The 2,541-nt window shown below is 33.5% G+C and carries 1 protein-coding gene; it reads left to right on the top strand.

From position 1 onward, the window contains the following. The first annotated feature begins 344 nt into the window (after positions 1-344). Positions 345-995, top strand: a complete 651-nt coding sequence (locus AC3DU7_RS31000) for a response regulator transcription factor (RefSeq protein WP_488042804.1) — start codon at positions 345-347, stop codon at positions 993-995. The last annotated feature ends 1,546 nt before the right edge of the window (positions 996-2,541 follow it).

Below are 2,541 nucleotides of genomic sequence, written 5' to 3' on the forward strand. Positions count from 1 at the left end.
TAGATAAAAAAACTGAAACTCTTACCTGTTCCCTGTTCCCTGTTCCCTATTCCCTAAAAAGCAGTAAGATTCTTGACACGAATAAAATAGGATTGCTATATCTAGTTATATATCTAAATATTGTAGAAGTATTGATTGAGTCTAAAGTCTATAATCAATAATAAATAGGAGTATAATTTCTTTAGAGTGTTAGATACAGTCCCTGCCCTTTGGGTGAGGATATATATTAATTTAAAAGAAAGTAGCAAACTCGCCCTACTTCTTTAATCTTTTATGAAAGATGTGGTTTATACCTATCTTTGAAGTTAACGTTTGCGGGAATTAAACAAAGTGAGTTCTTCATTATGAAGGAAATTAATACTACAGAGCAAAGACGGTTAATGTTGGTTGATGATGACCCTAATTTAATTTTATTAGTCAAGGATTATTTAGAATTTCGTGGGTATCAGGTAACAACAGCAGAAAATGGCCGAGAAGCACTAGAAAAGCTGGAAAATGAAATTCCTGAGCTAATTATATGTGATGTGATGATGCCAGAAATGGATGGCTATACCCTTGTGCAACACATCAGAGAAAATCCAGCTACAGAATGGGTTCCAGTTCTATTTCTATCTGCTAAAGGTCAAAGTCAAGACCGAGTCAAAGGTTTGAATACTGGAGCTGATGTCTACATTGTCAAACCATTTGAGCCAGAAGAACTCGTAGCTCAAGTAGAATCTTCCCTGAAGCAAGCTTCTCGCCTAATTAAACATCAAAATTCTGGCGTGGCTAGTAATGGGCCAAAAATTAAGGTGCGCCGAAACGTAGAGTTAACTCCCACAGAATTAAAGGTAGTCCAACTTGTCGCCCAGGGAATGGCAAATCGTGACATTGCACAAATGATGGAAGTTAGTCAAAGAACTATTGAGAGTCATGTGAGTAATATGCTTGGTAAAACTGGTCTACACAATCGGACAGAATTAGCTCGTTGGGCAATAGAAAGTAAAAAAGCTTAGGTATGATTACTCAAGAATTGATCGGGGTGTAAATTAAAGAGAGCGAAAACTTCTCTAAAGTTAATCAAGCTTCCTCATAACTATACCTATAAAACTAAAATGAGTAAGTTTTTTCAGTTGTCTATCCATTGAGTCGTTATCAGCTACAATTAAGGTATGAAGCTAGTTGAACGTCATGATTATCAGCAAATCAGTGGTCAGAAATTGACCACAAGTCTTTTTTGTCAAAAAATCTGTTCAATTTAGCCAATTACCATCCAGCGCCAATATTTCTTTGAAAACAAAAAGAAACTCAGCTTGAATCAACTAAGAGGAATAAAATTAATAATTACAGAAGAATCTTATACATCTCAATCGAGTTTTTTAGATGGGGATGATTTGCTTAAATATAGAGATAAAAAACTGAATTTTAGTGGAAAAAGAGTAATCAAGAGGGTTGTATAAAACCAGAGAAAAGAAATTATTAAATGCTGATATAAATGGGTCATTTAATATAATTGAAAAAGTAATCCCTGATGTCTTTGACAATGTAAGGGTTTGCCATTTAACCCTGTAGTGCTTGACCCACTACAAATGACTAGACCTTCAGACTTTCTCATTCAGTTTGAGTAAGTTTCGTTGAACGGTAAGTCTTTATCTTTAATATATTTTGTATATTTGAGGGCTGTAATTTTGTACTGCCCGTGTTTTTATATATTCTGATTTTTGTATACATAGTTTTTATTAAGTCAATTGTTTTTGATTTGATTGAATTACTAGAATATTGGACTAATCAAATCTTAAAGGTATGGCCTTAATAAAAAATTATTGTCTTATGTGAAGATCTAGAAGGGGATCGATTAATTTAATAAGCATAAAAAGTATTTTTTTACAGAAAAAAGACTAAAATAGATAGTATATAACTACTAAAATTATTAAAGTTATGAGTAGAGAAAAATATTACCGGCTTATGATATAAGGGTGATTTTTTGCAGTTTAAATCTGAAAATATGCAAGTAACAAATTTAGTTTATCTAAATTAAAAATAATGTAAGTATTTCCTGCGGAATGCTGCGCAAACAGCGGTCAGCTATTAGCTAGCCTCCTATTGGGGTGGAACTCCTCGATCAGCTATTAATTTTGGGGAAGGTCTTTTAGTTATCAGTACCTCTGCAATAAGGAGGCTTGAGATAGCGAATATTCTATTTTCTCCTGGTCGATTATATGGCGAGGTCTCCTCGTCATTCCACCCTACGGAAAGCTACGCTAACAAGCATTTTTTATCCCCTTGAAAAGGGAGGCGCATACCCAGAATTTTTCGGTAAAAACAACTGAGAAATCAAGAAATAATAATAAAGTTACTACCAAAGTCACTTTCCCAAACCTTAGAAGTAATTATTCATTACTAATAGCTGTTTGCATAGCATCCTGTAGGGAAATAGGGACTTATAATAGCTGTTTGTGTAGCAGTCCGCAAGAAATGCTGACAAAATAACTGCATTAATAATAAGGATATTACTAAAGTAATAGATTTAGACTGAATTATCTAAAATCAATATTAAATTTA

Source organism: Okeania sp. (assembly GCF_983059655.1).